Source organism: Nocardia abscessus, from assembly GCF_015477775.1.
Classification (GTDB): domain Bacteria; phylum Actinomycetota; class Actinomycetes; order Mycobacteriales; family Mycobacteriaceae; genus Nocardia; species Nocardia abscessus_A.
Map to the genome: position 1 here is coordinate 482,128 of NZ_JADLQO010000004.1, position 25,290 is coordinate 507,417.

Here is a 25,290-nt window from a genome sequence, read left to right on the forward strand (position 1 = left end):
TGGGCAGCGCCACAGTGACGACGTCCGAAGCGGGACTCGTCAACCCCGCAGCGCGGAAGCCAGGGCCGGATCGACGGAGAAGGCTATGGCGATCAGCGACTCGACCAGCAGTTCGACGAGTTGTTCGCGGGAGACGGGTTCGGTGCGCAACCACGTCAGGGTGGATTCTTCGACGAACGCGATCCAGCCGCGCATGGCGAGCATGAGGCGGGGGTGGTCGGACTCGGAGACCGGCACGGGCGTTTCGGCGAGGATGATCCCGATGATGGCATCGCGAGTCTGGTCGACCAAGGGGGCCAACTCGGGGCTGACGCTGGTCGGGCCGCGCAGGAGCGCGAGGTAAGAGGTGCGGTTCTCGGTGACGTACCCGATGTAGCGCTCGATCGAGTCGCGCAACATCTCGAAGAGGCCGAGCGAGCGGTCCGGCGCGACACGCTCGAGCAGTTCGGCGTTGGCGTGTCGCACGATCGCCAGCTGGAAATCCTGCTTGGTCGGGAAGTAGTGGAACAGCAGGCCGCGCGAGATGCCGGCCTGGGCGGCGATCTCACTGACCGAGATGTCCTCGATGGAGCGCTCGCCGAGCATCTTGGCGCCCAAGGTGATCAGCTGCTCGCGGCGCTCGTCGGGGCTGAGCCGCGTGCGCTTCGGGGCGTCTCCGTGAGTTCTGGTCACCAGCACATCCTACTGAACGGAAGTCAATACACTGTTGACTCGTGCTCAATAGCACCGTAGTCTCGATTACATGAGTCGCAAGGTTACAGACAAAGCTGTCGCCGCCCGACCCACGCGCCACGCCAGGACGATCATCATCGGCAGCGGGTTCGCGGGTCTGGGTCTGGCCATCCGGCTGACCCAGCAGGGTCGCAACGACTTCCTCGTGCTGGAGCGCGGCAGCGATGTCGGCGGCACCTGGCGCGACAACACCTATCCCGGCGCGGCCTGCGACGTCCCTTCGCATCTGTACTCGTACTCGTTCGCGCTGAACCCGAACTGGTCGCGGTCGTTCTCCCGGCAGGGCGAGATCCAGCAGTACATCCAGGACGTGTCCAAGCGCTACGACGTGCGCGACAAGCACATCTTCGACTGCGACGTGACCAGCGCCCGCTGGAACAATGAGACCTCCCGCTGGGAGATCGAGTCGACCAAGGGCAGCTTCACCGCCGACACGGTGGTCTCGGCGGTCGGCGCGCTGTGCGAGCCCGCGCTGCCGGATATCAAAGGCATCGGCGAGTTCGAAGGCGAGATCTTCCACTCCGCACGCTGGAACCACGACGCCGACCTCACCGGCAAGCGGGTAGCCATCATCGGCACCGGCGCCTCGGCCATCCAGATCGTGCCCGCCATCGCGGCGCAGGTCGGGCACCTGGACGTCTACCAGCGCACCGCGCCGTGGCTGCTGCCGCGCCTGGACCGCCCGTACACGAAGGCCGAGCGACTCGCCTTCAAGCACGTGCCCGGCTTGCAGCGACTGTCCCGCGCGGCCATCTACGCCGCGCGCGAGACCCAGGTGGTCGGCCTGGCCAAGGCTCCGGCCCTGATGCAGCTGTTCCAAGCCATCGCGAAGGCCAAATTGCGCTACGAGATCCGCGATCCGCAGTTGCGCGCCAAGGTCACGCCGAACTTCCGGATCGGCTGCAAGCGCATGCTGATCTCCAACGACTACTACCCGGCGCTGTCGCGCCCCAACGTCGACGTGGTCACCGACGGCATCGCCGAGGTGCGCGCGAACTCGATCGTCACCGAGGACGGCACCGAGCGCGAGATCGACGCGTTGATCGTGGCGACCGGCTTCCACGTCACCGACTCGCCGACCTACGACACGATCGCGGGCCGCGACGGCCGCACCCTGTCGGAGGTGTTCGACGAGATCGGCCAGCAGGGCTACAAGGGCACTTCGATCGCCAACTTCCCCAATATGTTCTTCCTGCTGGGGCCGAACGTGGGCCTCGGGCACACCTCGATGGTGTACATGATCGAATCGCAGATCAATTACGTGGCCGACGCATTGGCTACCATCGAGCGCCTCGACCTGCGTACCGTGGAAGTGCGCCGCGAAGTGCAGGATGCCTACAACAAGGATCTGCAGGCGAAGCTGGCCGGGAGCGTCTGGCTCACCGGCGGGTGCTCGAGCTGGTACCTGGACAAGCACGGCAACAACACCACGCTGTGGCCGGACTTCACTTTCGAATTCCGTAGGCTGACCAAGACTTTCGACGTGGCGGCGTACGACATCTCCATTTCCCGAACCGATGTGAAAGCAGTGGCATCGTGAGCAGTGACGCTTACTTCAAGAACAAGGTCTGTGTGATCACCGGAGCGGGCTCCGGGATAGGTCGTGCGCTGGCGGTGAATCTGGCCAGGCGCGGAGCCAAACTGGCACTGTCGGACATCGATGTCGAGGGTCTGGCCGAGACCACCCGCCGCTGCGAGCAGCTGGGCGCCGAAGTCAAGTCCGACCGGCTGAACGTGGTCGAACGTGAAGCGGTCATCCTCTACGCCGACGCGGTGAAAGCGCACTTCGGCACCGTGCACCAGGTCTACAACAACGCGGGCATCGCCCACCACGGCGAGGTCATCCGCTCGGAGTACAAGGACTTCGAGCGCGTGATGGACGTCGATTTCTGGGGTGTCGTCAACGGCACCAAGGCGTTTCTGCCGATGGTCATCGAGTCCGGTGACGGCCACATCGTCAACGTCTCCAGCCTGTTCGGGCTGATCGCGATCCCCGGCCAGTCCGCGTACAACGCGGCCAAGTTCGCGGTGCGCGGCTTCACCGAGTCGCTGCGCCAGGAGATGCTGGTCGCGCGGCACCCGGTCAAGGTCACCTGCGTGCACCCCGGCGGCATCAAGACCGCGGTCGCGCGCAACGCCACCTACGCCGAGGGCATCGACAGCAAGTCGGCCGCGTCGATGTTCGACAGGAAGCTGGCCATCCACACCCCGGAGATGGCGGCGCAGACCATCACCGAGGGCGTGCGCAAGGGGCACGGCCGCGTGCTGATCGGCTGGGAGGCCAAGCTGCTGGATCTGTTCGTCCGGGTGACCGCGTCGGGCTACCAGCGGATCGCGGCCAACGTCGAACGCCGCTTCCTGCCCTGATCCCGGGATTCGAGACACGACGATGCGGGACATCAACCTTCCGCTGCCCCTCGCGCGGGCGGTACTGAATCCGATCTTCCGGGTGACGCTGAACAAGCGGTTGCCGTTCGCGGTGCAGCGCAGACTGCTCGACGTGAGCTCGCGGGCACAGCTGCTGCCCGCGGGCGCGGTCGTGCAACCCATCCGGCTGGGCGGCAGGCCCGCCGAGCGGATCGGCTTCGCGAACACCGCCGGCGACGGCGCCGTCCTGTATCTCCACGGGGGCGGCTATGCGGTCGGCTCCCTGGCGACGCACCGCTCGCTGGCGGCCCGCCTGGCGCGGGACACGGGTTACGCGGTCTACGTGCTGGACTACCGCCTCGCGCCGGAACACCCGTTCCCCGCGGCGCTGGACGACGCCGAGGCCGCATTCCTCGAACTCGTGGCGAGCGAGGGATTCCAGCCGGGCCGGATCGCCGTCTCGGGCGATTCCGCGGGGGGCGGGCTGTCGCTGGCCCTCGCGCAACGCCTGATCGCCCGGCACGGGCAGACCCCGGCGGCGCTCGGGCTGATCGCGCCGTGGGCCGACCCGAACGAGATCCCGGAGCGGGAACGCGACCTGGTGATCAACAAGCCGTGGTCACGCGCCTGCGCGTCCGCCTACCTGGGCGAGGGCGACTCGGCCGATCCGTCCTACGCCCCGCTGACCGGTGAACTGCGCGGCCTGCCGCCGACTTACGTGCAAGTGGACGTCAGCGAACTGCTGCACGGCCAGTGCGTCACGCTGGTCGCCGCGCTGCGCGAGGCGGGCGTGCACGTCCGCTTCACCGAGAGCAAGGGATTGTGGCACGTCGCACAGCTGCAGGCCGCGCTGGCCTCGCCCGCGGCGGCCGCGCTGCGCGAGCTCGCCGAGTTCCTGCGCGAAGCGATTCAACCGGCGGACCTGCGCGAACTAGGATGAAATCCGAGCGGGTCCCTACCCTGCGGTGATGTACGGAGGCGATTTCGGTGGTCGACCTCACGACCCTGGCGCAGGTGTCGTAGATTACTGGCGAGTAAACCCACGTGGAAGGGCACTGATGCGAGAGTTCGAAGTCCCGGCTTCCTACACCATTCCGGATGACGCGAACAATTCCGACAACGTCTTCCGCCACGCCGAACAAGCGCCGAACGCGGTGCTGTTCAATGTGCCGAACGGCAGTGGCGGCTGGCAGGACGTCACAGCCGCGGAGTTCGCGAAGACCGTGACGGGCGTGGCGAAGGGCTTGATCGCCGCGGGCCTCGAACTCGGCGATCGCGTCGCCATCATGGCTCCGACGCGCTACGAATGGGCCGTCCTCGATTTCGCCATCTGGGCCGCGGGCGGCTGCACCGTCGCGATCTACGACAGCTCCGCCGCCGAGCAGGCCAAGTGGATCCTGCAGGACTCGGCCACCAAGCTGCTGATCCTGGACAGCGACAAGCACCGCAAGGTGATCGATGAGATCGAAGCCGGGTCGCTGCCGGACCTGCGGGAGATCCTGCAGATCGACAAGGGCGCGCTGGACGACCTGATCGGTCGCGGCGCCGACCTGGACGATCAGGCCGTGCACGACCGCCGCGCCCAGGTCGGCGCGCAGTCACCGGCCACCCTGATCTACACCTCGGGCACCACCGGCCGCCCGAAGGGCGTCATGCTGACCCACGCGAACCTGTACGCGGAGTCCAAGTCCGACCGGATCGCGCTGCACAAGTACGTCACCGAGGGCAAGAAGACCCTCATGTTCCTGCCGCTGGCGCACGTCTTCGCCCGCGCCGTCGCGCTCGCCGCGTTCGACGCGAAGGTGATCGTCGCGCACACCGCCGACTGGTCCACCCTGGTCGAGCAGTTCGGCAGCTACCGGCCGCACTTCATCCTCTCGGTGCCCCGGGTGTTCGAGAAGGTGTTCAACAGCGCCAAGCAGAAGGCCCACGACGGCGGCAAGGGCAAGATCTTCGACGCCGCCGCCGATACCGCGATCGCGTGGAGCGAGGCGATCGACAACGGCGGACCGGGCATCGGGCTGAAGCTCAAGCACGCGCTGTTCGACAAGCTGGTCTACAGCAAGCTGCGCGCGGCCCTCGGCGGCCAGTGCGAGGCGGCCGTCTCCGGCGGCGGCCCGCTCGGCGCGCGGCTTGGCCACTTCTTCCGCGGCGTCGGCGTGACCATCTACGAGGGCTACGGCCTCACCGAGACCACCGCGGCCATCGCGGTCAACACCCCGGAGCAGATCCGGGTCGGCTCGGTCGGCCGCCCGATCGAGGGCCACGCCGCCAAGATCGCCGAGGACGGCGAGCTGCTGCTGCGCGGCTCGGTCGTGTTCGACGGTTACTGGGGCAACGCGGAGGCCACCGAGGAGGCATTCGAGGACGGCTGGTTCAAGACCGGCGATCTCGGCGCCATCGACGGCGACGGCTTCATCACCATCACCGGCCGCAAGAAGGAGATCATCGTCACCGCCGGTGGCAAGAACGTCTCCCCCGCGCTGCTGGAGGACTCGCTGCGGGCGCATCCGCTGATCAGCCAGGTGATGGTGGTCGGCGACGGCCAGCCGTTCATCGGCGCGCTGATCACGCTGGACCCGGAGTCGCTGCCCGGCTGGAAGGAACGCAACAACCTGCCCGCCGACACCCCGATCGAGAAGCTGATCGAGAACCCGGACCTGATCGCCGAGGTGGACGCGGCGGTGGCCGAGACCAACAAGAAGGTCTCGCACGCCGAGCAGATCAAGAAGACTCGTCTGCTGACCATCGACTGGACCCAGGAGACCGGCGAGCTCACCCCGAAGATGTCGCTCAAGCGCGCGGTCGTGATGAAGCAGCACGCCGACGACGTGGCGAGCATCTACAACTGAGCTGATCGCTGCGAGGCGCTGTCCGCGAACCATTCGCGGACAGCGCCTTTCGCGTTCCCGAGGGCTGGTCGCCCGCACTCGACCGGGTCCGGCACGGGGGTGAACGCCGCAACGGGGACCGGTGGATCGGTCACCGGCCGCGGGGGCCGACCCGCAGTAGTCTCGATGCCATGGCCGATCTGCGACTGCGCGTGGTGGCCGGGATCGTCTCGGCGGGGCTGACGCTGGGCGTGGCCGAACTGTTCGCGGCTTTCCTCGGGCCCGACAACGCGCCGCTGCATGTCCTCGGCTCGGCCGTGGTCGACCACACGCCCGATGGGTTGCGGGAATGGGCCATCACCACCTTCGGCACGAACGACAAGGCCGTGCTGTACCTGGTCATGGGCGTGATCGCGGTGCTGGTCGCCGGGGCGGCAGGAGCGGTCGAGCGGACCGAGCGTGCCGCCGGGTCGTGGTTGTTCGTCGCGTTCGGGGTCCTCACGGCATGGCTGGCCGTGACGCGTTCGGGTCTGTCCGCCGCGATGCCGACTGTCGTCGGTGTGGCGGTGGGCATCTTCGCGCTGCGTGCGCTCACCCGTCGAATCGACGCCGCGACACAAGTCCTTCGCGCCGGGGCAGGGCGCTCGACCGTCGATTCCGAGACCCGGCCCAGGGCGGAAACGTCGCGGACTTCCGGAGCCGAAAGGCATCGAGGTCACGCCGAGCGCACCGCGGGCACCGGCGATGTGTCCGACGCTTCCGCCGATGGCGGCTCTGCCACCGGTGCGTCTCCGGAGCGCAGGCAGGTCTTGCGGGGACTGATGGTAGCGAGTGGTTCGGCCGTAACCGCCGGGGTCACCGGCCGCCTGCTGGGCGCCAGGCGCAGCGACGTTTCGGGTGAACGCGCCGCGGTGCGGTTGCCGGAGCCGACGGCTCCCGCCGAACCTCTCGCACCCGGCGTCGATCTTCGAGTACCCGGGCTGACCTCGTACCTGACTCCCAACGACGACTTCTACCGGATCGATACCGCGCTGATCGTTCCACAGGTCTCCAAAGACAGCTGGTCGCTGCGCATCCACGGCATGGTCGACCGCGAAATCCGGCTCGGCTGGGCGGATCTGGCGAACCGTCCGGTGGAGGAACACCTGGTCACCCTTGCCTGTGTGTCGAATCCGGTCGGCGGCGACCTGATCGGCAACGCGCGATGGCTCGGCTACCGCGTGGATCAGCTGCTCGCCGAAGCCGGACCGCACCCCGATGCGGACATGGTGCTCTCGCGCAGCGCCGACGGCTGGACCGCGGGCACTCCGCTGGCGGTGCTCACCGACGGACGCGACGCCCTGCTGGCTGTCGGCATGAACGGCGAACCCCTTCCGGTGCAGCACGGTTACCCGGCCCGGCTGGTCGTGCCCGGTCTCTACGGCTACGTCTCGGCCACCAAATGGGTGACCGAGCTGGAAGTCACCCGCTTCGACCGCGCCACCGCGTACTGGACCCGGCGCGGTTGGTCGGCACTGGGCCCGATCAAGACCGGCACCCGCATCGACACGCCACGCGGTCGCGGTCGCCTCCAACCCGGCCGCATCCCCATCGCCGGTGTCACCTGGGCACAGCATCGCGGCATCCGCGCCGTGGAAGTCCAGATCGACAACGGCCCCTGGCAGCAGGCCCGTCTTTCCGACGAGCAGTCCATCGACACCTGGCGCCAGTGGGTCCTCGACTGGGATGCCACCTCCGGCCCGCACACCATCCGCGCCCGCGCCACCGACGGAACCGGCGAAACCCAGACCGCCGAACGCCGCGACGTGATCCCCGACGGCGCCACCGGCTATCCCTCGGTCACTGTCCAGATCGCCTGAGCGCGATCTGTTCCCGACCGAACCGAGCCAGCCGGGACGCTGCGCCGACGAGCATGCCCCGCAGAGGAGCGTCTTCTGCGGGGCATGAGGTTTCGGGACGTCAGCTCGCCGCGGAGTCGGCCGTGGCTCGTTCTTTCTCGAGTTGCGCCGGGGCGGCCGCGCCGTGGCGGATGAACAGTACGGAGGCGGCGACGCCGAGCAGCAGGATGGCCGCGGGGAGCAGGGTGGACTGGCTCAGCGCGGTGCTGAAGGAGTCCTTGACGAACTCCGGGATCGGGCCCTGGCCCGCGCCGCCCTCGGCGACGGTCCCGCCGCCCAGTCCGTTCGCCGTCATCCTGGCCGCCACCAGCGCGCTGATCGCCGCACTGCCGAGCACCGAGCCCACCTGGCGGGTGGTGTTGTAGACACCGGCGCCCGCACCGGCCTGCTGGACCGGCAGGTTGTGGGTCGCGGTGGCCGCCAGCGGAGCCCAGATGCAGGCGTTGGCGAAGCCGGCCAGCCCAGCGGCCACCAGGAACCAGGCCAGCGACGAGTGCGGGTCCATCAGCACCGAGAACCAGAACACCGACAGCGCGAACAGGGCGAAGCCGATGGTGGGCACGATCCTCGGGTGCAACCGGTCGGCGAACTTGCCGATCAGCGGGGCCGCGAAGCCGGTCACGATCGCCATGGGCGCGAAGACCAGCGCGGACTCGGTCGGCGACATCTCCCGCACGGCCTGCAGGTAGAAGTACGTCGGCACCATCAGGGAGGTCACCGCCGCACCCATCGCGGCGATCGCGGCATTGGACAGCGCGAAGTTGCGGTCCCGGAACAGACTCAGCGGCAGCAGCGGCTCCCCCTTGTTCCTGGCCTGGTTGACCAAGAACACGGCGAGCACCACCAGACCCGCACCGATCAACAGCCAGATCCGCAACGACCAGTCGTAGCTGTTGCCCTCCTGGATGCCGAACACCAGCAGGAACATGCCGATACCGCTGAGCAGCACGCCGGGGATGTCGAACTTGTGCTCGTGGGTCGGCAGCGCGGGCACCAGCCAGACCGCCAGCGCGAAGGCGACCGCACCGACCGGAACGTTCACGATGAAGATCCACTCCCAGCCGAGCCCGTCCACCAGCACACCGCCGAGGATCGGCCCGATCAGCGTCGCCAGCCCCGCGACGCCACCCCACAGACCCATCGCCGCGCCACGCCGGTCCGGCGGGAAAGTCCTGGTGATCACGGCCATGGTCTGCGGCGTCATCAGCGCGGCGCCGACGCCCTGTGCGGCGCGCGCCGCGATCAGCATGCCGATGCTGCCGGACAGGCCGCACCACAGCGACGCGGCGGTGAACACCGCCAAGCCGATCAGATAGATGTTCTTGGGGCCGAATCGGTCGCCCAACCTTCCGGTGACCAGCAGCGGCACCGCGTAGGTGAGCAGGTAGGCGCTGGTCACCCAGATCACCTGGGAGATATCGGCGTGCAGGCTCGTCATGATCGCGGGATTGGCGACCGCGACGATCGTCATGTCCAGCAGGATCATGAAGAAGCCGACGACCAGCGCTAATAGCGCAGGCCACGGATTGCGGGGTGTGGACATGTGTTTCGTTCCTAACTCGGACTATCCGAAAGGCTTGTGTCGGAATTCGCCACCTCGCCGCGCGGCACCGGTGGCGTCGTGCTGGGGGAGTCGGCCGACTCTGGGGCGTCGCCGAAGCCGGTGGGAGCGCCGGTCTCGGGGTCGAAGTCCTCCCATTCGAGTGCGCCGCTGTCCAATTCGGCCGTGAACTCCTCGACCCAGGTCAGTTCGGCGGCCAGCATCGCCCGCAGGTAGGGCAGGGCGATCCAGTAGCGGCGCGGGACGGCGTGCTCGCGCGCCCACGCACTCAGCATGTCGGTGTCGGCCAACTCGGCTTTCAAAACGCCGATCCGTTCGCGCAGCAGCGCGAGCGCCTCGGGCTGGGGCAGGTTGTGCATTTCGCCCAGCGCCACCGGGAAGATCGGATACTCCGGAACGGGCCGCCGCACGATCTCGGCGATCCGGTTGCGCAGTGCGTCCCTGCCGCGCCCGGTGATCCGGTAGGTGGTGCGTTCGGGCCGGTTGCCCGCCCGGTCGACGCCCTCGGCGCGGACCAATTCCTGGTCGGCCAGCCGGGACACGGTGTGGTACAGCGAACCGGGCCGCACCTTCACCAGCTTGTCCTCCCGCCGGGCGATCAGCGTCTGGAACATCTCGTACGGATGCATGGGCCGCTCCTCGAGCAGCGCGAGCACCGCGATGGCCAGCGGCGTCACCGATGAATGCGCCTGCCCTTGCCCCACGCCTGTTCACCTCCGTTGAGGATGAGTCTCGACCTTTCGGCCGCCTGCCCGCCGAGCTCGCCCCCGCACGATATCGGCGGGTGGCGACATGCTCCACGCTAAATATTCCACGTGGAATATACGGCGCGGAACAGTCCGTCGGCAAGGGTGCACGACCGGTGATGGGCGACACAGTTCTCTTGTCGGTGGGTTGCCAGTGCCTGCCGAGTAGATGCCTGCCGAATAACGAGAGGCCGTCGAGATGTGACTCTCGACGGCCTCTCGATCAGCTCCCGCCGCGAGGTCGGCAACGTCGGCGACCCCGGTACAGCGCCATTGCTGATACGGGACTGTGTAGTGATGTTCGCGAAGCCCTCCACAGGGCTCGACTAGAAGACTATGCCCGGGTTCTCCGGAGCGGCAGTGTCGGATGCGACATCTATCGCTCGATTTCCGACATCAGTCTTGCGTTGACCTCGAGCTCACCGGGGTATCGATGCGGACCGGTCCCGACCGGCTACAGGGCGTGCTGATCCAACCAGTCGCGCGCGACATCCCCCGGCGCGGAGCCCTCGTCCCGGACGCGCCGGATCATGGCGGCCAGGTCGTCCGTCCTCAGTTCACCCGCGACATAGTTCAGCTTCTTGATCTGGCGCTGGTCCAGCATGCCCTTGCGGAACAGCGGCAGCACGTTCTCGGCGCGCACCGCATAGTCGTCGTCGGACAGCACGGCCAGACCGTCGGTCGCGCCGGGCGCCAGCTCGGGCGGACCGCTGAGCAGACCGGCCTGGACCTGGCCGTCCAGCAATGCTTTTCGCAGCGCGGCCGGATCCGGGAACGCCACGGTGGCCGCGAAGTCGCACCCGCCGACGCGATCGCGCCCGGCCGACGGCAACAGGCCGGGCGTGACCGCCACGCCGACGGTCAGCTCACCGCAGCGTGGCGCGAGATCGCCCACCGAACGCACCTTGTCCTGGGCCGCCGCCTGCGCGGTGAGCAGCACCCGCGGTCGCAGATCGGCGCCGTCGGCGAAGTCGGAGACCACCAGCCCCTCGGGCAGGGCGGCGCTCACCGCGTTCGCCACGTATTTCGGCAGCCGATCGGTCGCGTGTTCATCGAAATGAGTCAGCAACGCGCCGGTGTGCTCGGCGACCACCTGGACCCGGTCGGCGTCCAGCGCGGCGAGGTAGTCCTCCCGGCCACCCAGACGAGCGGCCACCGCGGTGCGTGCCCCGGTACGCGCCAGTGCGCCCGCATAGACCTCGGCGAGCACCGACGACTCCACCGAATCACCCGCGCCGACGGTGATCGACGGTCCCGCCGCATCGTTCCCGCAGGACACGACCAGCGCGACGGAAACGACCACCAGCAACCGAGCCAGCACCCGCTGTGACGCGGCCAACACCATCCGGCGACACCAACTCTCCGTCGAATCGACACAGCCAACAGAAAAACCCGGAAGCGGGCAGTATGGACACCCAGAATGTACCGGCGGCCGCTCGGTGCCGAGACCGCGCACCGCCGTCATGTCGGAAGGACTCTCGTGAAATCCACCCGCATCCCCGATGCCGCCGGGCGTCGGCGCCCCGCTGTGCGCGCCGCGCTGCGCGCCGCCCGCGTCCTCGCCGCCGCCGCGGCGCTCGCCGTCGCGATGATCCTGTCGGCTTGTGGCAATTCCGACCCGCTCGCCACCGGCGGCAGCTGTTCGGGAGACGGATTGATCGTCGGTTCGGCGAATTTCCCGGAATCCGAGACCGTCGCCAACGTGTACGCGGAAGTGTTGCGCGCCAACGGTTTCACCGTGGACACCAAGCTCAATATCGGCAGCCGCGAAGCCTACGTGCCCGCGGTGCGGCAGTGCGCCATCTCGGTGATCCCCGACTACACCGGCAACCTGCTGCAATACCTGGACAAGAACGCCACGGCCACCAGCGCGGCCGACGTCGAGAGCGCGCTGGACACGGCGCTCGGTTCCGATCTCGCGATCGGCACGCCCGCGCCCGGGGAGGATTCGGACGCCGTCGTGGTCACCCGCGCCACCGCGCAGCGCTGGAACCTGCGCACGATCGCGGACCTGGCCGCGCACTCGGCCGAGGTGAAATTCGGCGCGCCCGCCGAGTTCCAGGAGCGGGCAGGCGGTCTGCCCGGCCTGAAGAAGAACTACGGCCTCGACATCGCCGCGAGCAATTTCGTGCCGATCGCCGACGGCGGCGGCCCCGCCACGGTGCGCGCGCTGGTCGAGGGCCAGGTGACCGCGGCCAATATCTTCACCACCGCACCCGCCATCGCACAGAACGACCTCGTGGTGCTGGAAGACCCGAAGCACAACTTCCCCGCGCAGAACGTGGTGCCGCTGCTCAACGCGAGCAAGAAGTCGGACAAGCTGCTCGCGGCGCTGAACGCGGTGTCGGCGCAGCTGACCACCGCCGAACTGGTCGAGCTGAACAAGGCTGTCTCCGGTAGCGCCAAGACCGAGCCCAAGGCCGCCGCCGCGGCCTGGGTCGCCGCCAAGGGGCTGAACAAGCCGGTCGGCTAGGGAGGCGAATCGATGTCCGATATCGCGTTCTCCGGTATCAGCAAGGTCTATCCGGACGGCACCCACGCCGTCACCGACCTCGATCTGCGCATCGAATCCGGGTCGTTCACCGTCTTCGTCGGGCCTTCCGGCTGTGGGAAGACGACCTCGATGCGGATGATCAACCGCATGATCGTGCCGACTTCGGGGACGATCACCATTGCCGGGCAGGATATTTCGACCGTCGACCCGGTCCGGCTCCGCCTCGGGATCGGGTACGTCATCCAGAGCGGCGGCCTGCTGCCGCACCGGACGGTCCTCGACAACGTCGCGACCGTTCCGGTGCTGCGCGGTGACTCGCGCCGGGCCGCCCGCGCCGCGGCGCTCGAGGTACTCGACCGGGTCGGCCTGGACCGATCGCTGGCCCGGCGGTACCCGGCGCAGCTGTCCGGGGGTCAGCAGCAGCGCGTCGGCGTGGCCCGCGCGCTGGCGGCCGACCCGCCGATCCTGCTGATGGACGAGCCGTTCAGCGCGGTCGACCCGGTGGTGCGCGCCGAATTGCAGATCGAGATGCAAAGGCTGCAAGCCGAATTGCACAAGACCATCGTGTTCGTCACGCACGACATCGATGAGGCGATCACGCTCGGCGATCGCGTGGCGGTGTTCGGCCGCGGCGGGACATTGCAGCAGTACGACCCGCCACAGCGCCTGCTGGCACAGCCCGCCACGGATTTCGTCGCCGACTTCGTCGGCCGGGACCGCGGCTACCGCGGGTTGTCCTTCCGCACCGCGACCGACGTTCCGCTGCACGAGATCCGGACGGCCGGCGCGGACGAGGTGGACGGGCTGCGGTTGGACGCGGGCGAATGGGTGCTGGTGGTGGACGCGCAGCGCAAGCCGGTCGGCTGGATCGACGTCACCGGGGTCGAGGGCTTCCGCGCGGGTCGTGCGCTGGCTGAAAGCATGTCGGCGGGCGGCTCGCTGTTCACCCCGACCGGTGACCTGCGCCAAGCGCTGGACGCCGCGATCTCCTCGCCCTCCGGAGTAGGCGTAGCCGTGGACGACGCGGGAGCGGTGCGGGGCGGCGTGCTGGCCACCGAGGTGCTCGAGCAACTGGCCGGGCAGCGCGCGCACGAAGACGCCGAACGCAACCGGCACTTCTTCGAAGAACAGGTGCGATAGCCGGCCATGCGATATCTCGTCGAGAATTACCCGGAGGTCATGGGTTTCACCGCGACCCATCTCTATCTCGCGCTGGCGCCGCTGCTGCTGGCATCGGTGATCGCGATTCCGGCCGGCGCGCTGGTGCGGCGGGTGCCGTGGCTGCGCCGGGTCACGGTGACCGCCGCGAGCCTCGCCTACACGGTTCCGTCGCTGGCGCTGCTGGTGATCATTCCTCCGCTGGTAGGGATCTCGGCCATCGATCCGCTGAACGTGATCATCGCGCTCACCATCTACTCCACCGCACTACTGGTGATCGCCGTGCCTGCCGCCCTGGATTCGGTGCCCGCCGCCGTGCTCGACGCGGCCGACGCCGTCGGCTACGGCCCGCTGCGCCGCACCCTCACCGTGGACATGCCGCTGGCCGTGCCGGTTTTCGTGTCCAGCCTGCGGGTGGTGGTGGTGACCAACATCGCGATGGTGTCGGTGGGCGCGCTGATCGGCGTCGGCGGGCTCGGCAAGCTCTTCACCCAGGGCTATCAGCGCGACTACCCGGACGAGATCATCGCGGGCGTCCTCGTGACGCTCGCGCTCGCGCTGGTCGCCGACCGTGTGGTGTACGCGCTGGGCCGCTGGTCGACGCCGTGGGTCCGCGCGGACGCCAGGACCGCGAAGGCGAAAGGCGCCGCCGCGTGAATCTCTTCCTCGACGCCTGGCAATACTTCACCGACGCCGCCCACTGGCGCGGGCCCTCCGGCATCGGGACCCGTATCGTTCAGCATCTCTGGTATAGCTTTTTGACCATCGCCGTCTCGGCGGTGATCGCGGTACCTCTCGGCTTGGTGATCGGCCACACCCGGAGCGGCGCGGCGGTGCTGGTCGGCTTCGCCAACGCCATGCGCGCGCTGCCAACCCTAGGCCTGTTGACGTTCCTGGTGCTGCTGCTCGGCCTCGGCCTGATCCCGCCGCTGCTGGCCCTGGTCACGGTCGGCATTCCGCCGCTGCTGGCGGGCGCGTACGCCGGAATCTCGAACGTCCCCGCCGATGTCGTGGACGCCTCGCGCGCCATGGGCATGACCGAGCGGCAGATCCTGTTCCGGGTGGAGGTGCCCAACGCGCTGCCCATCCTGCTCACCGGCCTGCGCGGCGCGACACTTCAGGTGGTGGCCACCGCCACGATCGCCGCCTACGTCAACCTCGGCGGCCTTGGCCGGTACATCTTCGACGGCATCAGCCTCTACCGCTACGACCGGGTGCTGGTGGGTGCGTTGCTGGTGGCCGTACTGGCGATGCTGCTGGATGGTCTGCTGGCGTTCGCGGTGTGGGCGAGTGCGCCCGGTGCGGGCCGATTGCGCCGGTTGCCGAAGCCGGTGGGTCCGCCCGCGGCCGAATTGCAGACCACGAACTGAGTTCGCGGCCGCAACGACGAAGGCGCCCCGTTCGAGGTGAACGGAGCGCCTTCTTCGATGCGTGGGAATGCGCGTTACGCGACGCCCTCGGCGCGGGCGGCGGCCGCGACCGCCTCGGCGACGGCCGGAGCGACCCGCGGGTCCAGCGGGCTGGGGACGATCTTGTCCGGCCCGAGTTCGTCGGCCACGACGCTGAGGATCGCGTCGGCGGCGGCGATCTTCATGCCCTCGGTGATCCGCCGGGCGCCCGCGTCCAGCGCGCCCTTGAAGACGCCGGGGAACGCCAGCACGTTGTTGATCTGGTTCGGGAAATCGCTGCGGCCGGTGGCCACGATCGCGGCGTACTTGCGCGCCACCTCGGGGTGGATCTCCGGGTCCGGGTTGGACATGGCGAACACGATCGACTCCGGCGCCATCGACGCGATGAGCTCCTCGGCGATCAGGCCCGCGGACAGCCCGAGGAACACGTCGGCGCCCGCCAGCGCCTCGGCCGCACCGCCGGTGAGGCCGCGCGGATTGGTGCGGGTGGCCAGTTCGGCCTTCACCTCGTTGAGGTCGCCGCGCTCCCGATTCACGATGCCCTTGGAATCGAGCACGGTGACATCCCGGACACCGGCGGCGAGCAGGATGTTCGTGCACGCGACACCGGCCGCGCCCGCGCCGGACACCACGACCTTCAGTCCCTCGATGCCGCGGCCCTGCACCTTGGCCGCGCCGTTGAGGGCCGCGAGCACCACGATGGCGGTGCCGTGCTGGTCGTCGTGCATCACCGGGCAGTCGAGCGCCTCGATCACGCGCTTCTCGATCTCGAAGCAGCGGGGCGCGGAGATGTCCTCCAGGTTCACCGCGCCGAAGCTCGGGCGCAGCCGGATCAGCGTCTCGACGATCTCGTCGACGTCCTTGGTGTCCAACACGATCGGAATCGAATCCAGCCCGGCGAACTTCTTGAACAGCGCCGCCTTGCCCTCCATCACCGGCAGTGAGGCGCGCGGGCCGATGTCACCGAGGCCGAGCACGGCGGTGCCGTCGCTGACCACGACCACGAGCCGGTCGGTCCAGGTGTAGCGCTTGGCGAGCGCCTCGTCCTCCGCGATCGCGCGGCTGACCTGGGCGACACCCGGGGTGTAGGCGATCGAGAGGTCCCGCTGGGTCTCCAAGGGCGCACTGAGTTCGACCGAGAGCTTGCCGCCGAGATGTCCCGCGAAGATTTCGTCGTTTGTGATTTCAGACAGGCTTGCGGTGGAATTCGGTGCGTCAGTCACAGGTGACACGATTTCACTCCTGCTCGGGTCGGGCTAAACCGGGGGACGGTTACCACCGGGTAATGGGTATAAGTCGTTTCACTACGCTCATCGAGTGCGCTGACCGGTATGTTTCGAGCGGCTGCGAGCGAGCGAACACGGCTTGCCGGTATCTCGACGACGGGCGCGGCACTGATCCGCGAAGCGGAACCGGACGGGTGGGCCCGGACAGAACATGCGGTGTGGTCTCTCGGGTCGCGACGGTACGTCGGCGAGGCGGAGACCTCCGTGATTCCCTCACCCGGCGGTGGCGGAGGTAAGGAATCCGACACATTCTGCCAGTCCGGTAGGCGAGTTGCCAAACCGCGTACCCTCTGGGCCGTGTCGCGCTCCATCACCCAACGTTAGGGGCCGGGAATTACCTTCAGGTAATGGGAAACTCGCCGTTTCCGGCCGGGATGTGGTGAGTAGTCGCACCGCCCGGGGCGACGCCGGTGTGAGAATTGCCTGCGCAGGGCGCGCAGCCGCGGCCGAAGCGGCATCCGGCCACCCCGCTTCATGCGACGATATCGCGGGGCTGCCGCGGCATCGTCCGCGGCGCCTCCGGGCGCACCCACACGCTGCGCACTCCGCCCGAGTTCAGCCGCACCCGCCAAGTGTCGGTCGCGCCGGGATGGTCGGTCCTGCGGTGCATGCCTCTGCTCTCCGCGCGCATCAGCGCGCTGTATTTCGTCCATCGCGCCACCGCCAGCAGCGCGGCGGCCTGCCGGGCGCGCAGCAGGTCCACACCCCTGCCGCCCAGGTCGAATTCCGCGCCCGGCCACATACCGTCGAGTTCGCCGATGCTGTCGCGCAGGCTGCCCGCGCTGCGCCAGTAGCTGCGCCGCAGTGGCAAGGTGTGCTCCTGCACGAGACCGATCACCGCCCGCGGATCGATCCGCGCCACGGCGTTGAGCCCGGCTCCCGGTACCTCGTGGGCCGGGGCGCGCCGATCGGCCGTGCGGGCGAATTTCGCCGCGCTGGTGCCCGCCCAGACGCCCGAGGCCATCGCCCACGCCCCGCCCAGGCCGTCGACGCCGCTCACCGCGCCGGTGACCGACTCGCGGCTGACGACGTCACCCGCGGCGAACAGGCCCGCGACGGTCGTCGCGCACTCGGGCCCGGTGACGCGCAGTCCCCCGGTACCGCGCACGGTGCCGCCCAGCACCGCACGCAGCGGCACCCGCTTCGCGCGGTCGGCGATGCCCTGGCGCGCCGGCCGGGTGCGGGCGGCCTGCCCGTCGTCCAGACCGGCGAAGACCCGGCGACCATCGGCGATGGCGGCCAGCGCCGCCGAGCGATGCCCCGGCAACTCTGCGCCGGATTCGTCGTAGAGCGTGGCGAACCGCAGGCCGAGACCTCGCAGTGCGGAAGTCTCGGCATTCCCCTGCGGCAGCAGGCTGTAGGCGCAGGAGAACTCCATCCCGGACAGCTCGGCGCCCGCTTCCGCGGCGAACAACAGACCGTCGCCGGTGTCCACGTCGGTGCCCGCGCCGCCGGACAGGAACGCGCAGCCGCCCGTGGCCACCACTACCGCGCCGGCGCGCACGGTCCAGCGCTCGAACCCGTTGTCGTTGCGCAGGCCGGTGGCGCCCGCCACCACACCGTCGCGGTCGACGAGCAACTGCAGGGCGGGGTGGTGATCGAGCACACGTACGCCGGCTTCCCGCACACCGCGGCGCATTCGCCGCAGGTAACCGGCGCCGTCCAGGTAGATCCGCCGCGTGGCCGGGGCGGCCGGATCAGTGGCGATCCGGTATCCCCACCGCGCCACCTGCTCGATCCGCTGATAGGTCTCCTCCAGTACGCGGTACATCAGCTCCGCGTCCCCCAGCCCGCCACCGTGCGCGTGCGCCCGCCGGACCGCCTCGTCCCGCGCTGGGCCCGGCGGGATGTGCCACAGGGAGATCGCGCCGTGCGCGGTCGGTCCACTCGACCCGCACCGCGCCTTGTCGACCAGCACGACCGTGGCGCCCGCCGCGGCGGCCGAGACGGCCGCCCAGGTACCGGCGGGGCCGCCGCCGATTACCAGCACGTCCGTCTCGAGTTCGGTCATAAAGAAAAATGTTCGGGCACAATTCATTCACCCGCAACCAAAGCGGGGAATCAGCTCCACCATTGCGTCCACAGCAATAGTCCAGCAGCCAGAAAAACCACCATGGATCCGGTAAAAGCGGCCGGACCCCGATGCCGATCCGAATAGATCTGCGCCGCGAGGGCGACCGCCGCGACCGCCACATGCCAGGCGACCGATTCGCCGCCGGGGCCGGGAAAACCGCGCCGGTCCGCGAGGACGGCGGTACCGACCACCACCAGCATGCCCACCACCGTGCCCCCGGCGACGACGCCGCTGAGGCCGCGCACCAGTCTCACGAGGTGATCACCGGCACGCCGGAGGCCTTGTCGGCCAGCTTCTCGAATTGCGCCGGATCGGTGGTGAACTCGCCGAGCCGGATGGTCTTGTTCGTGCCGTGGTAGTCCGACGAACCGGTGCTGAGCAGGCCGAGTTCGGCGGCGAGATCGGTCAGCAGCGCGCGGTCGGCGGCCGAATGGTCGGGGTGCGCGATCTCCAGGCCACCTAGGCCGAGGGCGGCCAGCTCGCGGATGTCGTCGAGCGCGAGCAACCTGCCCCGCTTGCGCGCCCTGGTGTGCGCGAGGACGCTGACGCCGCCCGCGCTGGCGATCATCTGCACCGCGCGACGCAGCGGGGTATCGGCCTTCTCGGCGTAGTAGCGACCGTGCGGGGCGAGCAACTCGTCGAACGCCGCGTCCACGCTCGGCACCACGCCTGCCTCGACGAGCGCGCGGGCCAGGTGCGGACGTCCCGCCGAGGGGCCCGCCGAGGCCAGGACGGCGTCGGGATCGATCGGCAGTCCGTCGGCCGCCATGCGCTCGGCCATGGCGCGCAGCCGCTCCACACGTTCGGCGCGCAACCGCTCGCGTTCCTCGGCGAAGCCACGGTGGGTCGGGTCGAACAGGTAGGCCAGCAGATGCACGGGCACCGGCCAGCCGTCCGCACCGAGACCGACACAGGACATCTCCATGCCGCGGACCAGCGTCAGCCCCTCCGGTAGCGCCTCGACCGCCTCGGTCCATCCGGCCGTGGTGTCGTGATCGGTGATCGCGACGACGTCCAGGCCCGCCGCGGCCGCGTTCCGCACGAGTTCGGCCGGAGTATCGGTGCCGTCGGACGCGGTCGAATGGGTATGCAGGTCGATGCGCACGCCTTCAAGTCTTACAGTGCGGCGAGGGCGTCTCGCACGCGCAGGCGACCTTCCCTCAGGTCGGTCCACGTAGCATCGTCACCGTGCCGTCGTTTTCTCCGCTCTCCTCGCTTCGTGGCTCCGGCCGCACGCCACCGCGGCAGGAGCAACGGTTCATCCCGGTTCCGACGGCGCAGGCCATCGTCGACTGCGCGGTGTACGTGGACGGCAAGCGGCTGCCCGGGCGATTCACCCACAAGGCGGCACTCGCGCGAGCCCGGGAGGAGCAGAACGGATTCGTCTGGGTCGGGCTGCACGATCCGGACCTCACGCAGATGACCGACATCGCCGAGACTTTCGGGTTGCACCAGCTGGCCACCGAGCACGCCCTGCAGAAGCACCAGCGGCCGAAGCTGGAGCGTTACGACGATTCGCTGCTGCTGGTGCTGCGCACGGTGAGTTACGTCGAGCACGAGATGGACAGCGTCAGCGAGATCGTGGAGACCGGCGAGATCATCGTGTTCACCGGTCCCGACTTCGTGGTCGCCGTCCGGCACGGTGAGCACTCCGGGCTCGCCGAGGTGCGCAAGGCTTTGGAAGAAGATCCCGCGCAGCTGGCGCTCGGTCCCGGCGCGGTGCTGCACGCGATCGCCGACCGGGTCGTGGACTCCTACATCGAGGTGGCCCAGTCGGTCGAGAACGACATCGATGAGATGGAAGAGGAGATCTTCACCCCCCGCAGCAGGGTCACGGTGGAATCCATCTACCAGCTCAAGCGCGAGGTGGTCGAGTTGCGGCGGGCGGTGAATCCGCTCGCCGCGCCGCTGGAGTTGCTCAGTCACAAACCGGATCTGCCGGTGCCCAAGGAGGTTCGGCGCTATCTGCGCGACGTCGCCGAGCACCACGCCGCCGTCGCGGAACGGATCAACGACTTCGACGAGGTGCTCAGTGCGCTGATCAGCGCCGCGCTGGCCCGGATCGGCGTGCAGCAGAACACCGACATGCGCAAGATCTCGGCGTGGGTGGCGATCGCTGCGGTGCCGACGATGATCGCGGGCATCTACGGCATGAACTTCGACCACATGCCCGAATTGCACCAGGTCTGGGGTTATCCGGCGGTATGGCTGGTCATCCTCGCCATCTGCACCGGCCTGTTCTTCACCTTCCGGCGCAACAAGTGGCTGTAGCGGGGCCGCGGATCACAGGCTGGCGGCGCCGCGCCCCGGGTCGCGCACGTCGATCCCCGCCTCCTGCCAGGCGTCCCGCAATGCCTGCGCGCCACGGACCCGCACCCATGCCGCTTCCGTCGCGGTCACCGGCGTCACCCCGAAGTACCGCACCGGCTCGGCCGGGTCGGGCAGCGCCACGTCCGGAATATCGCTGTCACCGAGCAGCACCGCGGTGAACGGCGCGTCGCGCCAGATCGGCTCGCTCAGGTCCATCAACGCGTCCGGTTGCAGCACAACGCCTTCCACGGCCGGCGCCGCGGCGAGCACGCCCAGCGACTTGGCCAGGCCCGCGCTCGCGCCCACGCCGGAGCGCAGCGTCAGCACCAGCTCCGCCCGCGGCCCGCGCAACGGGTCCGCGTGCAGTGCCGTGGGATCGCCCATCGGATGGCGGCTTCCGCCCAGCGTCACGTAATGCACCAGATCACCGTCGGCGATGCGCAGAATCTCGATCGGCTCCAAGCCCAGGAAAGTGACCGACGCGGCGTCGACGTTCGCGGCGTCCACGCCGAAATGGCCCAGCACCTCGGTGCGGACCCGCTCCAGCACCTCCATGCGTCAGATCGCCAGCCGCGCGAGCATATCCCGCGCCTGTTCGGCCGACTTCGGATCGCACAGCACGTCGTAGCGGCCCGCCACCAGCTGCATGGTGGACGCGAAATCGCGCTGACCCCTGGTCGCCGCGTACGGGATCGAGGTCGAGATGACGCCGAAGATGATGCCGCCGACCAGGCCGACCAGCAGTGGCCCCAGCGCGCCGCTGGTGGTGAACAGGCTCAGCAGCAGGCCGAGGAACAGGCCGAGCCAGGCGCCCGACACCACGCCGCCGCCGATCACCTTGCCCCAGGTGAGCCGATAGAGGACTCGCTCGACCTGCATCAAGTCGACACCGACGATGGTCACGTCCTGCACCGGGAACTGGTTGTCGGCCAGGTAGTCGACCGCCTTCTGCGCCTCGGCATAGGTCGGATAGGAACCGACCGGCCAGCCCGACGGGGGCGTCGGGAGGCCCGGCCGCGCACGGCTCGAGTTCCCCAAGGGATTCGTCATGGCTCCATTCTGCTATTTCGACGCATCCGGCGGGGGTGTGAAACGCGTGGTGCGCGTCATTGCGGCGGCGCGTCCCTTCTCCGCGATCACCTGAGCCATCTTGGCGCTGGCCTCATCGATCATCTCGTCGCCGAGCATCACCGCGCCACGCGCGCCGCCCGCCGCGGAGGTGTGGAACGCGTAGGCGTCCAGGATCTCCTCGGCGCGGTCGTAATCGGTCTGGCGCGGGCTGAAGATCTCGTTCGCCGCCTCGATCTGGCCGGGGTGCAGCACCCACTTGCCGTCGAATCCGAGCGCCGCCGTGCGCGCGGCGGCGCGGCGGAAACCCTCCACGTCCCGGATCTGCAGGTACGGACCGTCGATCGCCTGCAGTCCGTGGGCACGGGCGGCGAGCAGGATGGTCATCAGGATGTGATGGTAGGCGTCGCCGGTGTCGTAGCCCTCCGGTTGTTCGCCGACCACCAGGGTGCGCATGTTGATGCTGGCCATGAAGTCGGCCGGGCCGAAGACCAGGGTCTGCACCCGTGGGCTCGCGGTGGCGATCGCGTCGATGTTGCGCAGTCCCAGCGCGTTCTCGATCTGGGGCTCGATACCGATCCGGCCGGTGTCCAGGCCGCAGGTCTTCTCCAACTGGGTCAGCAGCAGGTCCAGCGCGCGCACCTGGCCCGCGTCGGTCACCTTGGGCAGCAGGATCGCGTCCAGTGCCGCGCCCGCGCCCTCGACCACGGAAATGACGTCGGCGTAGGTCCATTCAGTGGTCCAGTCGTTCACCCGGACCACGCGCAGTTGCGTTCCCCACCCGGAGTCGTTCAGCGCCGCGACGATGTTCGCCCGCGCTTCGGCCTTCGCGGCCGGGGCGACCGCGTCCTCCAGATCGAGAAACACCTCGTCGACGGGCAAGGTCTTGGCCTTCTCGATCATCTTCGTGTTGCTGCCCGGGCAGGCGAGCACCGAACGGCGTGGCTTCATGATCACTCCCGTCGATCGTGGCGCGGTGCGAGCACCGGCCCGCGAACATCTAGCCTGGCAGCATGGCAGCTACCAGGGTCTACGTCGCCAGGCTGGCCGGATTGGCGGTGCTGGGACCGGACGGGGAGTCTATCGGCCGGATCCGTGACGTCGTCGTGGCCGTCCGCTCCGATCGCCAGCAGCCCCGCGTGCACGGTCTGGTCGTCGAATTGCCGACGCGGCGGCGTATTTTCGTGCCCATCCTGCGGGTCACCGCGATCGAACCCGGCGTGGTCACGCTGAACACCGGAACGGTCAGCCTGCGACGTTTCACGCAGCGACCTGGCGAGATGCTGGCCCTGGCGCAGATCGTCGACTCGGTGGTGCGGGTCGAGGACCCGGACCTGCCGGATCTGGCGGGCGTCGACGTGCACGTGATCGATCTCGGCATGGAACAAACCCGTTCCAGGGACTGGCTGGTCACCAGGGTCGCGGTGCGCGGGCACCGCAGACTGGGCCGCAGGCGCACGGTGCACGTGGTCGACTGGATCATGGTGTCCGGCCTGACGCCCAACGAGATCGACCGGCCGGGACAGGACGTCACCCAGCTGCTGGAACAGTTCGAGGGCATGCGCGCGGCCGACGTCGCACAGCAGTTGCGCGAGCTGCCGGAGAAGCGGCGGATCGAAGTGGCCGTCGCGCTGGACGACGAACGCTTGGCCGACGTGGTGCAGGAACTTCCCGACGACGAGCAGGTCGAGCTGCTCAGCCACCTGGAAGTACGGCGGGCCGCCGACGTGCTGGAGGCGATGGACCCCGACGACGCCGCCGACCTGCTGGGCGAGCTGCCCGAGGGCGAGGCCGAATCGCTGCTGGCCCTGATGGACCCGCAGGAGTCCGAGCCGGTGCGCAGGCTGCTCGAGCACTCCCCCTACAGCGCGGGCGGGTTGATGACGCCGAAGCCGATCATCCTGACGCCGGCCACCACGGTGGCCGAAGCGCTGGCCCGGGTGCGCAACCCCGACCTGACCCCGGCACTGGCCAGCATGGTGTTCGTGGTCCGTCCGCCCACCGCGACACCGACCGGCCGCTACCTGGGTTCGGTGCACATCCAGCAATTGCTGCGCGAGCCACCGGCCCACCTGGTGGGCGGCATTCTCGACACCGATCTGTCGCCGCTGCGCCCCGAACTCCCGCTCGCCGCGGTGACCCGGTACTTCGCGACCTACAACCTGGTCTGCGGACCGGTGGTGGACGAGGAGAACCACCTGCTCGGGGCGGTGAGCGTCGACGACGTCCTCGACCACCTGCTGCCCGAGGACTGGCGCGACCAGCAAGAGACCGACGAGAGGGGCGGGGCGTGAGGCGGCGGCGCGCCGTGACCACGCAGGTCCGCGCGCACGCCCGGAAGGACATACCGTGAGCGAGAACGACCCGGGCGTGCGGCTCGGTCACAGCAGGGCCCGCCAGCGGCTGGAGACGCCGGTGGAAGGCCGGTTCCGGTTGGAGTGGGACGCCGAGGCTTTGGCCCGCAGCAGCGAGCGGGTGGCGCGATTCCTGGGCACCGGACGATATCTGGCGGTCCAGACGATCCTGGTGCTGGTCTGGATCGTGTTGAACGTCTTCGTGGTCGCGCTGCGCTGGGACCCGTACCCGTTCATCCTGCTGAATCTGGCGTTCTCCACCCAGGCCGCCTACGCGGCGCCGCTGATCCTGCTCGCGCAGAACCGGCAGGACAACCGGGACCGGGTCGCCTTGGAGGAGGACCGGAGGCGGGCCGCGCAGACCAAGGCCGACACCGAGTTCCTGGCCCGCGAACTCGCCGCGCTGCGCATCGCGGTCGGCGAAGTGGCCACCCGCGATTACCTGCGCCGGGAATTGGAAGAGCTGAAAGGCATTCTGGACCGGATCGAGTCCGCGGAATCCCCCGATCAAGAGATCCGGGCGGAAAGCGGTGGAAAGAGTGGGCGCAAGAAAAGCTCCGGCCGAAAGACCGCTCCAGCTCCGGTTTCACCGTCGGTAACCAGTGATCAACCGGAAATACCGAATAACGACCTGACTGGTGGGTAACCTGGACAACGTTGTCCAGAGCGGCCAGGGCAGGGCATGTCCCGGACGACCGCTCCCACGACGTCGAGGATTGGGTGTGGCCGAATGCGTGTATCCGCTCCGATAACGATCTCGGCTTTGGTTGTTGCTGGTGTGGTGGTGAGTGGTTCAGGGGTGCATTCCCCCGTGGATGCGGGCGCGCCGCAGGCGCCGGAGGTCTTGGCGGCGGCGTCTCCCGGCGCGGGCGCCAGCGGTGGGGAGTCGCGGGTGGCGGGGTTGTTGCCGGTGTCGCCGGAGTTGCCGCGGCGGTTGCGGGCGGTGTCGCCGCCGTTCGCGGGTGTGGTGCCGTTGCAGGAGCTTACGTTGCCTGCGGTGGG

23 protein-coding genes and 1 pseudogene are annotated in these 25,290 nt (G+C 69.0%); 13 read left to right on the forward strand and 11 right to left on the reverse strand.

Translation table 11 applies throughout. The annotated features are described in order from the left end of the window. Window positions 1-39: 39 nt before the first annotated feature. Window positions 40-672 (reverse strand): TetR/AcrR family transcriptional regulator, encoded by a 633-nt coding sequence (locus tag IU450_RS15160; RefSeq protein WP_195150419.1) that lies wholly within the window; start codon window positions 670-672, stop codon window positions 40-42. Between the two features lie 70 nt (window positions 673-742). On the opposite strand from IU450_RS15160, the gene IU450_RS15165 reads away from it, so the two are divergent. The 5 genes from IU450_RS15165 to IU450_RS15185 all read left to right on the forward strand — a co-directional run bounded on the left by IU450_RS15165 (window position 743) and on the right by IU450_RS15185 (window position 7,789). Further along, window positions 743-2,272, forward strand: coding sequence for a flavin-containing monooxygenase (locus IU450_RS15165; protein WP_195150420.1), 1,530 nt, complete (start codon window positions 743-745; stop codon window positions 2,270-2,272). Then, on the forward strand, window positions 2,269-3,099 hold the full coding sequence (locus tag IU450_RS15170; protein ID WP_195150421.1) for an SDR family NAD(P)-dependent oxidoreductase: 831 nt from the start codon (window positions 2,269-2,271) through the stop codon (window positions 3,097-3,099). Before IU450_RS15165 ends, IU450_RS15170 begins: the two co-directional genes overlap by 4 nt. A gap of 22 nt (window positions 3,100-3,121) precedes the next feature. Next, window positions 3,122-4,039: an alpha/beta hydrolase gene (locus tag IU450_RS15175; RefSeq protein WP_195150422.1), complete on the forward strand. Its 918-nt coding sequence runs from the start codon at window positions 3,122-3,124 to the stop codon at window positions 4,037-4,039. A 118-nt stretch (window positions 4,040-4,157) separates the two neighbouring features. Continuing rightward, window positions 4,158-5,951, forward strand: a complete 1,794-nt coding sequence (locus IU450_RS15180) for an AMP-dependent synthetase/ligase (RefSeq protein WP_195150423.1) — start codon at window positions 4,158-4,160, stop codon at window positions 5,949-5,951. 170 nt (window positions 5,952-6,121) lie between these two features. Then, complete coding sequence (locus IU450_RS15185) at window positions 6,122-7,789, forward strand: molybdopterin-dependent oxidoreductase (protein WP_195150424.1); 1,668 nt, start codon at window positions 6,122-6,124, stop codon at window positions 7,787-7,789. A 100-nt stretch (window positions 7,790-7,889) separates the two neighbouring features. Here IU450_RS15185 and IU450_RS15190 read toward each other — a convergent pair whose 3' ends face one another. The 3 genes from IU450_RS15190 to IU450_RS15200 all read right to left on the reverse strand — a co-directional run bounded on the left by IU450_RS15190 (window position 7,890) and on the right by IU450_RS15200 (window position 11,480). After that, window positions 7,890-9,371: a DHA2 family efflux MFS transporter permease subunit gene (locus IU450_RS15190; RefSeq protein WP_195150425.1), complete on the reverse strand. Its 1,482-nt coding sequence runs from the start codon at window positions 9,369-9,371 to the stop codon at window positions 7,890-7,892. 11 nt (window positions 9,372-9,382) lie between these two features. Beyond that, on the reverse strand, window positions 9,383-10,093 hold the full coding sequence (locus IU450_RS15195) for a PadR family transcriptional regulator (RefSeq protein ID WP_195150426.1): 711 nt from the start codon (window positions 10,091-10,093) through the stop codon (window positions 9,383-9,385). Between the two features lie 496 nt (window positions 10,094-10,589). Next, window positions 10,590-11,480 (reverse strand): glycine betaine ABC transporter substrate-binding protein, encoded by an 891-nt coding sequence (locus tag IU450_RS15200; RefSeq protein ID WP_195150427.1) that lies wholly within the window; start codon window positions 11,478-11,480, stop codon window positions 10,590-10,592. Window positions 11,481-11,723: 243 nt separating this feature from the next. Between IU450_RS15200 and IU450_RS15205 the strand changes: the two genes are divergently transcribed. Genes IU450_RS15205 through IU450_RS15220 form a run of 4 tightly spaced genes read left to right on the forward strand, consistent with a single transcriptional unit; the run spans window position 11,724 to window position 15,157 of the window. After that, window positions 11,724-12,608 (forward strand): ABC transporter substrate-binding protein, encoded by an 885-nt coding sequence (locus IU450_RS15205; RefSeq protein WP_228834639.1) that lies wholly within the window; start codon window positions 11,724-11,726, stop codon window positions 12,606-12,608. A gap of 12 nt (window positions 12,609-12,620) precedes the next feature. Next, window positions 12,621-13,769: an ABC transporter ATP-binding protein gene (locus tag IU450_RS15210; RefSeq protein ID WP_195150429.1), complete on the forward strand. Its 1,149-nt coding sequence runs from the start codon at window positions 12,621-12,623 to the stop codon at window positions 13,767-13,769. A 6-nt stretch (window positions 13,770-13,775) separates the two neighbouring features. Beyond that, the gene (locus tag IU450_RS15215; protein WP_195150430.1) at window positions 13,776-14,444 is read left to right on the forward strand and encodes an ABC transporter permease; all 669 of its coding nucleotides are present in this window, start codon (window positions 13,776-13,778) and stop codon (window positions 14,442-14,444) included. Then, on the forward strand, window positions 14,441-15,157 hold the full coding sequence (locus tag IU450_RS15220) for an ABC transporter permease (protein ID WP_195150431.1): 717 nt from the start codon (window positions 14,441-14,443) through the stop codon (window positions 15,155-15,157). The genes IU450_RS15215 and IU450_RS15220 overlap by 4 nt, the downstream gene beginning before the upstream one ends. Window positions 15,158-15,231: 74 nt before the next feature. Here the strand turns inward: IU450_RS15220 and IU450_RS15225 are convergent, their stop codons facing one another. The 4 genes from IU450_RS15225 to IU450_RS15240 all read right to left on the reverse strand — a co-directional run bounded on the left by IU450_RS15225 (window position 15,232) and on the right by IU450_RS15240 (window position 19,661). Then, window positions 15,232-16,428 (reverse strand): NAD(P)-dependent malic enzyme, encoded by a 1,197-nt coding sequence (locus IU450_RS15225; protein ID WP_408638650.1) that lies wholly within the window; start codon window positions 16,426-16,428, stop codon window positions 15,232-15,234. A gap of 526 nt (window positions 16,429-16,954) precedes the next feature. After that, the gene (locus tag IU450_RS15230) at window positions 16,955-18,493 is read right to left on the reverse strand and encodes an FAD-dependent oxidoreductase (protein WP_195150432.1); all 1,539 of its coding nucleotides are present in this window, start codon (window positions 18,491-18,493) and stop codon (window positions 16,955-16,957) included. 50 nt (window positions 18,494-18,543) lie between these two features. After that, entirely contained in the window at window positions 18,544-18,756 is a 213-nt protein-coding gene (locus IU450_RS15235; RefSeq protein WP_228825723.1) for a hypothetical protein, read from the reverse strand. Between the two features lie 50 nt (window positions 18,757-18,806). Further along, window positions 18,807-19,661 (reverse strand): PHP domain-containing protein, encoded by an 855-nt coding sequence (locus tag IU450_RS15240; RefSeq protein ID WP_195150433.1) that lies wholly within the window; start codon window positions 19,659-19,661, stop codon window positions 18,807-18,809. Window positions 19,662-19,735: 74 nt separating this feature from the next. Between IU450_RS15240 and IU450_RS15245 the strand changes: the two genes are divergently transcribed. After that, window positions 19,736-20,827, forward strand: coding sequence for a magnesium and cobalt transport protein CorA (locus IU450_RS15245; protein ID WP_324197683.1), 1,092 nt, complete (start codon window positions 19,736-19,738; stop codon window positions 20,825-20,827). Between the two features lie 12 nt (window positions 20,828-20,839). On the opposite strand, the gene IU450_RS15250 is transcribed toward IU450_RS15245, so the two are convergent. Genes IU450_RS15250 through IU450_RS15260 form a run of 3 tightly spaced genes read right to left on the reverse strand, consistent with a single transcriptional unit; the run spans window position 20,840 to window position 22,885 of the window. Then, on the reverse strand, window positions 20,840-21,421 hold the full coding sequence (locus IU450_RS15250) for a suppressor of fused domain protein (protein ID WP_195150435.1): 582 nt from the start codon (window positions 21,419-21,421) through the stop codon (window positions 20,840-20,842). 3 nt (window positions 21,422-21,424) lie between these two features. Next, the gene (locus tag IU450_RS15255; RefSeq protein ID WP_195150436.1) at window positions 21,425-21,916 is read right to left on the reverse strand and encodes a general stress protein; all 492 of its coding nucleotides are present in this window, start codon (window positions 21,914-21,916) and stop codon (window positions 21,425-21,427) included. Window positions 21,917-21,928: 12 nt separating this feature from the next. Beyond that, window positions 21,929-22,885: an HpcH/HpaI aldolase/citrate lyase family protein gene (locus IU450_RS15260; RefSeq protein ID WP_195150437.1), complete on the reverse strand. Its 957-nt coding sequence runs from the start codon at window positions 22,883-22,885 to the stop codon at window positions 21,929-21,931. A gap of 62 nt (window positions 22,886-22,947) precedes the next feature. Between IU450_RS15260 and IU450_RS15265 the strand changes: the two genes are divergently transcribed. From IU450_RS15265 to IU450_RS15275, 3 genes and pseudogenes are all read left to right on the forward strand, one after another. After that, a complete protein-coding gene (locus IU450_RS15265) occupies window positions 22,948-24,228 on the forward strand; it encodes a magnesium transporter MgtE N-terminal domain-containing protein (RefSeq protein ID WP_195150438.1) in 1,281 nt (426 codons plus the stop codon). A 55-nt stretch (window positions 24,229-24,283) separates the two neighbouring features. Beyond that, window positions 24,284-24,934: a DUF1003 domain-containing protein gene (locus tag IU450_RS15270; protein ID WP_324197678.1), complete on the forward strand. Its 651-nt coding sequence runs from the start codon at window positions 24,284-24,286 to the stop codon at window positions 24,932-24,934. A gap of 153 nt (window positions 24,935-25,087) precedes the next feature. Then, window positions 25,088-25,290: pseudogene (locus IU450_RS15275) on the forward strand (lytic transglycosylase); the annotation flags it as partial.